The following is a 7,436-nucleotide window of genomic DNA, read 5'->3' as shown; positions in this document are numbered from 1 at the left end:
ATTAAATTTGAAGAAACGGTGATTAAAACCAGTCAGAGAATGACCGCTATAGAAGCCCATTTTCCCGATTTGAAGTTTTCGGTGATGAAAATTGAAGTTTTCAGTGAGGGTTTATACAGTGAGGGTTTATAGTGGGAGGTATTGAACAGTCTCGGGAGAGGAGGCGAGGGAGAAATCAAGAAAACAGTTGACATAATTCCCATCATCATAATATTGAACATATGTTCACTTGCCTGCTGGCCGTTAAGCCTGATGGCCAGTGCCAGGACAGTGGATATTCAAGATACATGAGCTACACAGATGCAGTGCTCTCAAAGCAGGCTCCTCATCTGGAAAACTCGATCAACAGGCTGGGATTCACACCTTTTTTATGAAGGAGGTTACAATGCCAAATCGTGACGGTACCGGACCTTTGGGAGATGGGCGTTTAGGCAGGAGAATGGGTAATTGCTTCTTTTCCCGCAGTACGAACCTGAATGCGCCAGACACCGGGAACTACTACAGTCGGGGTTTTACCAATATCGTAATATCTCTATTTGTAAACATCGTTAGACATCTTTTAAACAGAAAATCAATAACCAGGAGGTAAACATGCCAGGTTTCGATGGAACAGGACCCTTTGGAGACGGACGTCCCGGAAGAGGACTAGGTCCCTGTGGTCGTTTTGATGGCTTCCTAGCTAGCGGCGGCTATGGTCGCGGCAGAGGACGTCGTTTTGGTGGAGGTTTTGGATACCGTTATCGTGTAGGAGCATATCCTGTACAAACCAATTACGCGTATCGTGAACCTATTTATAGCTACACAAAGGAAGACATGCTAGCTCAAAAAGCCGAAATTGAGAAGCAGTTACAATGGCTGAACGAGCAATTATCCCAAGAGGATAAAAGCTAGTTTGCTTTGAGCATAACATCCCATGTATTCGAGGAGGTAAAACATTGCCTCCTCGAAAATTTATGCTCGATGGAAAGTATTGATCTGAAATCCTGCCGTGCTTGCGCATTGTGCGATTCGCGAAAGCATGTGCTTGCTGGTGAAGGTAATGCGCATGCGAGTATACTTCTGATCGCTCAGGCTCCAGGTGAATTGGAGGATGAATCTGGCAAGATGTTTATGGGCCCAAGCGGTGATGTATTTTGGTCCATTATCAATGCAATAAATGCATCTCGAGAAGACTTTTATATGACCAATTTGCTAAAATGCAGATTACCGAAAAACCGAAGGCCCAAACAGACAGAAATAGCTGCTTGCTCAAAGCATTTGGAGCAAGAGTTGAATATGGTATCACCTACAGTAGTGTCGCCTTTGGGCTATTATGCCTGCAAGTATATCTTTGAGACGCGAAAGATCGGCAGATTCGATAAATCGGAATACCCATCATTTATTGGGAAAGCGTTTGTTTGCCAGGATTTCATCGTAATCCCCCTCAGCCATCCCACATCACTAATACACCATCCCGAATACCGCAGTCAAGCGCAGATAAACTATTATCGGGCTTTCCGTCTGGAGCCCTGCAAATGGTTCAGTTTGTGTCCCGTTCGCGCTCTTACCCAAGCTGGACGCATTGGATATTTTTGGACAGATCATTATTGCCTTAATAAATGGCAGGAATGTGAACGTTATAAACTGGAAGCAGGGGGCATCGCTCATGCTGATAATATGCTTCCTGATGGCAGTTTCATTGTCGCAAAAAGCCCTTGATATTTGGAGTTAACATGAAATATCTATTTGGACCGGTTCCTTCACGCCGTTTGGGCATATCATTGGGCGTGGATTTGGTGCCTCACAAAGTCTGTAGTCTCGATTGTGTTTACTGTGAAGTAGGCAAGACCACTCTGCTTAGTATAGAGCGTCGGGAATATGTTCCCATCGAAGAAGTGATAGCAGAATTGGATGCTTATTTGGCAAACAAACCCGAGCTGGATTTCATTACTTTTTCAGGCCAAGGTGAGCCTACTCTAAACAGCGGGTTGGGACGAGTGCTGGACCACATCAAAGACAATTATCCCATATATAAAGTAGCGATACTTAGCAATGGCACCATGTTCTGGGATGCACCTCTGCGAAAAGAAGTAATGAGGGCGGACGTAATATTACCCGATCTTGATGCTGTATCGCAAGATGTGTTCGTGAAAATCAACCGACCTCATGCAGGATTGGACATTTCTAAAGTGATTCAGGGGCTGAAGGATCTCAGGTCAGAGTTTTCAGGAAAGATCTGGATGGAAGTATTTTTGGTTCCTGGAATAAACGATAGTCCAGCAGAATTGGAGCACATCAGAACAGAGCTTCTTGCCATTTCTCCGGACAGAGTTCAGTTGAACAGCCTCGATCGTCCCGGTACGGAAACCTGGGTAAAAGCCATACCACGATCCAGACTTCTAGAGATAGTCGAATACTTCAAACCTCTGGTGGTGGAAATAGTCGCCAATCCACGGAGTCGCAAGACCATTCCCAGTTTTAGCACTAGAATTGAGCAGCAAATACTCGCTACGATCAAACGTCGCCCCTGCACGGATCAAGATCTCTGTCAGATTCTTTCACTGCATAAAAACGAACTGAACAAATACCTTAGTGTACTGCTGGAAACCAATCGGATAGAATCAATCGAGATGGAGCGGGGTAACTTCTTCAAGATCAAAAAGTGAAAATGGAAAACCCGAAAGCTGTGTAACCTCCGGGTTGTATGTATCCAGCTTACTTCATCAGAGTAATCCTGCGCAGATAATGATTTCCTTCGACAGTCAAGCGCAGGTAATACATTCCGCTGGGAAGAGTATTGCCCCTGTCGTCACTACCGTCCCAGATCAATTTGTACCAACCTTCTTTCTGCTCGGTATTTAGCAAATTCCGCACTCTCTGCCCACGGACATTGTATATATCCAGAGATACGTTACCGGATTTCCCCAGTCCGTAGATGATGTTGGTATCTGGATTGAAGGGATTGGGATAGTTTTTATTAATTCCGCTAATCGGGGGGGATGGCGGGAATTACACCAATATTGTCCTCAAGAAAGATGTTCACAGGTCCGAAGAAATCGCTGTAGCCATCATAATCCACGCTCTCCAGCCAGTAATAATAGCGTATTGGGGCAAGCTTTTCCTTGTCGACCCAAAGATAGCTTTGCATTTGGGAAGTGTTGGTGGCAGAGATCATATCGCTAACGGATATGGCTTCTTCCCAATTGCTTACTGTAGCGCGAAAGATCTGAAAACCCATCACATCTGTCTCAGATTGAGTTACCCACTGTAGTTGAACATGGTTCTGAGGATTGAGCGATACTGTGAACGAAGAGAGTTCCACCGGTAGCGTTTGACCACCCGTCAGTCCGATTTTGAAAGTTTCCTTGGCATTGTTTTTGCGGCATCCGGGAAAGTATAGGTAATCTCCAGGATTCGGGGATTGTCAGGGGTGAAATTCCCGGTAATACCGAGTAGCGCCTCCCACGAATATTGCAGGCTCCTGCGTAGTCCAATCGAAATTCCCGTCGTCTGCAGCAGTCCAATAGAAGTGTATGGTTTTCTCGCGGTTTTCTACGATGGGATCTTCTATGTATCCATTAATAGTCCACTGTCTGCGCACATATTCGGGAAAGATATCCGGGGTAACTGCTGTTGATGCGCTGAAGCTCGAGATCGGGTTTGTATCTCCGGATATTACCAGATTGTTAGCTGTTGGCGAACTGTAAGCATTCACTGTAGGGGCATCTGTTCCGGTAAGTGTCCCGTTGGTAATCGTAAGCGTACCTTTGATGGTAATCGGAGTTAGGAACTCCACTCCCTCTGGGTTGTTGATTTCAACATCCTGCAAATATCCATCTTCCATGTTTCTCAAGTACTGTTTGGCATCTCCCGCAAAAGCAATGCCGGAGCTTGTACCGGAAATGATGGTGCCCGTGTTGAAGAGGTTACCATACATTGTCACAGTACCGTTATTCACAAATGTGGCATTATACCCAATCTCGAAAAGTGCCTTATCAGTGGGATTATCCGGATTACTCGGGTTATTGGTGTTTACTGTTATGCTACCGTTATTTACTAAGTCCTCATCGGGATCAATCCCGTTTTCCACGCTGAACCTGTTCCCTCCATCGATTTCTATGGCTCCACCTGCTTTTATCACCATCTGATCCACATCAAGGCTTATCTCATTCATAGCAATGGTGACTCCACTAGATACTATTATCCCAAATGAGTTACTCATATCGGGATAAAGCCATGACAGCTGATTTCCTTGAGCGACATAACTGATAGCATTTGTAGACTCCAGCCAGTTATTAGGATTTGACCAGTGGTTGTTCTCGGTGCTTAGCGGATCTGCAGTCTTATAGTAGAATTGCTGAATATTGGCACTTGGGATAAAACCGATGCCAACACAATATACATTCGGGTAATTGATTTCTGACCAATTCCATACAAATTCCAGATCCCAGTTTTCATATCCCGGTTGAGTGCTGGTGGTTCCTTTCATATCAGTCTCGGATCTTGCCATTTCAGGCAACAGGCTTGCGACTGGTGTACCGTAAGGATCAAGGACTGTTGCAGAGCTGAGATAATAGCTATTCTGTACGGAGGCAGAGCCCGTATAACCTCCCAAGCCGGGAGGGAGCTTACCATCAACTCTACCCGCTAGACCACCAATTCCGCCTTCTCCTACTCCGGAGATACCCTGCTGTACATTACCAGTGGCATAGCAGCGTAGAATAGCTCCGTCTATGGTGCAGCCTGCCAAGCCGCCCACGCGGTCTCCACCATGTACATTCCCAAGGTAAAGCAATCATAGGTAATTCCAGTTTCATTACAGCCCCCTAAGCCTCCATACTTTATGCTATAAGGGTTCCCATTATCATCTGGGTTAATCCCATTGTGTGATGGATGGATGGAATTTACAGACACGTTTGCCCAAGAGTAGCGTATCGCTGGAATTCGTTGTTTACGGTCACTGTTATTGGCTTCTACCAAACCACCGGTGGCGCCTAAGCCGTTAACTACTGCCGGACCATCTACATCGATGGCGGCGAAGCATTTTGTGACAAAAATTCTCTGGGTTGCTCCTGATGGAATCATCACTTTACCTACCAAGCAAATACTAATATCAGAATATCTGAAAGTGAGGTATATCTGAGTGTAGAATTTGTACAGCGGGGACACGAGTGGAATTAGGTTGAACGGGAATGCTATCAACTAATAATTATTATGTTTGAACACAATGACAGCAGGAGGTTTTTGGAATTAAGAATAAAAGAATACTCAGTACAAATATGTGTGAAATTTACAACGCGCAAAATTGTTCGGCTTGAATATTCTGCGGTTTTCTATCTGGGTTTCAAGCCTAAATGCGGAGTTTTACTCTGCGTATTCGTGTCGTATTCTGTCTTTATGATGGAGGATCTTTTTCCGCAGGCGGATGCTATCCGGAGTGATCTCCAGCAGCTCATCGTCTCCGATGTATTCCATTGCTTGTTCCAGGCTGAAGATGCGCGGGGGGGCCAATTTAACGGCATCATCTTTACCGGCAGCGCGGTTATTGGTGAGTTTTTTCCCTCTACATACGTTGATAACCAGGTCTTTCTCTTTGCTGTGTTGACCTACAATCATCCCAGCGTACACTTCTGTATTGGGATGGATGATGAAGTATCCGCGAGCCTGAAAGCTGTTCAAAGCGTAAGCTGTGGCGACGCCATTCTCCAAAGCTATCATCGAACCATGGGCATTTCCCGAGATTTCTCCTTTGAAAGCTTCATAATCCAGGAAGCATTGGCTCATGGTTCCGGTACCTCTGGTTATGGTCATAAATTCATTCCGGCAACCGATCAGGCCGCGTGCGGGAATCTTGAATTCCAGCCGTGAGTATCCTTCCAGCGGGGGTTTCATGCTGATCAATTCGCCTTTGCGGCCACCCATCAGGTCTATCACAGGGCCTACAAATTCCTCCGCTACATCCACCATTGCCAATTCGATGGGTTCCATCAAGGTTCCATCTATTTCTTTGTACAATACCCTGGGTTTGGATATCTGGAATTCATAGCCTTCCCGGCGCATGTTTTCCATCAGGATCGTAAGCTGCAATTCCCCTCTGCCTTTCACGGTAAAAGTATCGGTGGAATCTGTCTTTTCCACTCTCAGGGACACATTAGTCTGTATTTCTCTTTGTAGGCGTTCCCAGATCTTGCGAGAAGTAAGCCATTTTCCGCTTTTTCCCATAAAGGGGGAATCATTGACGATAAACTCCACTGCAATTGTTGGTTCGTCTATGTCGATTCCTTTTAGGGGAACCAGACAATCGGGAGCAGATACAGTTTCCCCGATGTCGATTTTGTCCAGCCCGGCAATGGTAACGATGTCACCGGCACGGGCCGATTTCACTTCCTTCTTGCGCAGTCCCTCATAGGTAAACAGAGCCATAACCTTATACTGGATTTGTTTTCCCTCTCGCCCCAGCAAGCAGACTTCATCTCCGCTGTGCACTACTCCGCTGTGAATCTTGCCGGTACCCAATTTACCAAGGTATTTATCGTATTCTATAGCAGAGATCAACAACTGAAAAGGAAGCTTGGGATCACCCTGTGCATCAGGTACTTCCCGGATTATCATGTCCAAAAGCGGGAGGATGTCTTTGGGGGTATCAGCCAGATCATTCACAGCGTAAGCATCCTTACCGGAGGCATAGATTACCGGGAAATCAAGTTGTTCGATGGAAGCGTTCAAATCCAGAAACAGCTCAAAAACCATATCCAGCACATCATGTGCCCGGGCATTGGGACGATCGATTTTATTGATGACAACGATGGGCTTTAGCCCTAGTGCCAGCGCATTACGCAACACATACTTGGTCTGTGGCATAGGGCCTTCAAAGGCATCAACCAACAGCAGTACACTATCTACCATCTTCATGATGCGTTGCACTTCGCCGCCAAAATCGGAGTGGCCGGGAGTGTCTACCAGATTAATCTTGTATCCTTGATAGGTGAAGGAGGCGTTTTTTGAGAATATAGTGATGCCGCGTTCCTTCTCGATGTCATTCGAATCCATCACTCTCGTAACAACATTCTCGTTGTTTCGAAACAGTCCTGCTTTGCGCAGGATGGCATCCACAAGTGTCGTCTTGCCGTGATCGACATGAGCTATGATGGCTAAGTTCTTTATTTTTCGCATTTTTATCCTTTATTACCGTACGAATAGTGATCATGAATTCAGATTGGGCGCATCCGTCAAGAGTTGTGTTTACATGTTAATCGTATGCGCCTTACATTCTGAGAGACTCTTTTGAATGGCACGCAGATGACACAGATCGAGCGAACTTGTTATTAGTTTACTAATCTTTCCCAGTAGCCCAAGTGATTGAGAGGCAGTAAAATAACTTAAAATACTTCTTGACAAAAACACCTCGTATATTATTGTTGCTTTATGCTTTAGGCAATGAATAACAACGAGGTGTT

Annotated in this window: 8 protein-coding genes; 4 read left to right on the top strand and 4 right to left on the bottom strand. The window is 45.5% G+C overall.

Annotated elements, in window-relative coordinates; all coding sequences use genetic code 11:
* Positions 1-385 precede the first annotated feature (385 nt).
* From PHF32_08255 to PHF32_08240, 4 genes are all read left to right on the top strand, one after another.
* The gene (locus PHF32_08255) at positions 386-589 is read left to right on the top strand and encodes a DUF5320 domain-containing protein (GenBank protein MDD4560708.1); all 204 of its coding nucleotides are present in this window, start codon (positions 386-388) and stop codon (positions 587-589) included.
* Between the two features lie 2 nt (positions 590-591).
* The gene (locus PHF32_08250; GenBank protein MDD4560707.1) at positions 592-891 is read left to right on the top strand and encodes a DUF5320 domain-containing protein; all 300 of its coding nucleotides are present in this window, start codon (positions 592-594) and stop codon (positions 889-891) included.
* Positions 892-960: 69 nt separating this feature from the next.
* Entirely contained in the window at positions 961-1,698 is a 738-nt protein-coding gene (locus PHF32_08245) for a uracil-DNA glycosylase (protein ID MDD4560706.1), read from the top strand.
* Positions 1,699-1,712: 14 nt separating this feature from the next.
* Positions 1,713-2,645 (top strand): radical SAM protein, encoded by a 933-nt coding sequence (locus PHF32_08240; GenBank protein MDD4560705.1) that lies wholly within the window; start codon positions 1,713-1,715, stop codon positions 2,643-2,645.
* A 49-nt stretch (positions 2,646-2,694) separates the two neighbouring features.
* Here the strand turns inward: PHF32_08240 and PHF32_08235 are convergent, their stop codons facing one another.
* The 4 genes from PHF32_08235 to typA form a co-directional block, all read right to left on the bottom strand.
* A complete protein-coding gene (locus PHF32_08235; protein ID MDD4560704.1) occupies positions 2,695-2,961 on the bottom strand; it encodes a FlgD immunoglobulin-like domain containing protein in 267 nt (88 codons plus the stop codon).
* A gap of 4 nt (positions 2,962-2,965) precedes the next feature.
* Entirely contained in the window at positions 2,966-3,301 is a 336-nt protein-coding gene (locus PHF32_08230; protein MDD4560703.1) for a hypothetical protein, read from the bottom strand.
* 102 nt (positions 3,302-3,403) lie between these two features.
* A complete protein-coding gene (locus PHF32_08225) occupies positions 3,404-4,774 on the bottom strand; it encodes a hypothetical protein (protein MDD4560702.1) in 1,371 nt (456 codons plus the stop codon).
* A 569-nt stretch (positions 4,775-5,343) separates the two neighbouring features.
* Entirely contained in the window at positions 5,344-7,152 is a 1,809-nt protein-coding gene (gene typA, locus PHF32_08220) for a translational GTPase TypA (protein ID MDD4560701.1), read from the bottom strand.
* Between the last annotated feature and the right edge of the window lie 284 nt (positions 7,153-7,436).

Source organism: Candidatus Cloacimonadota bacterium (assembly GCA_028706475.1).
GTDB lineage: Bacteria > Cloacimonadota > Cloacimonadia > Cloacimonadales > Cloacimonadaceae > UBA5456.
The sequence above is the reverse complement of the archived record's forward strand: the minus strand, read 5'-3'. Positions and strand labels throughout refer to the sequence as shown.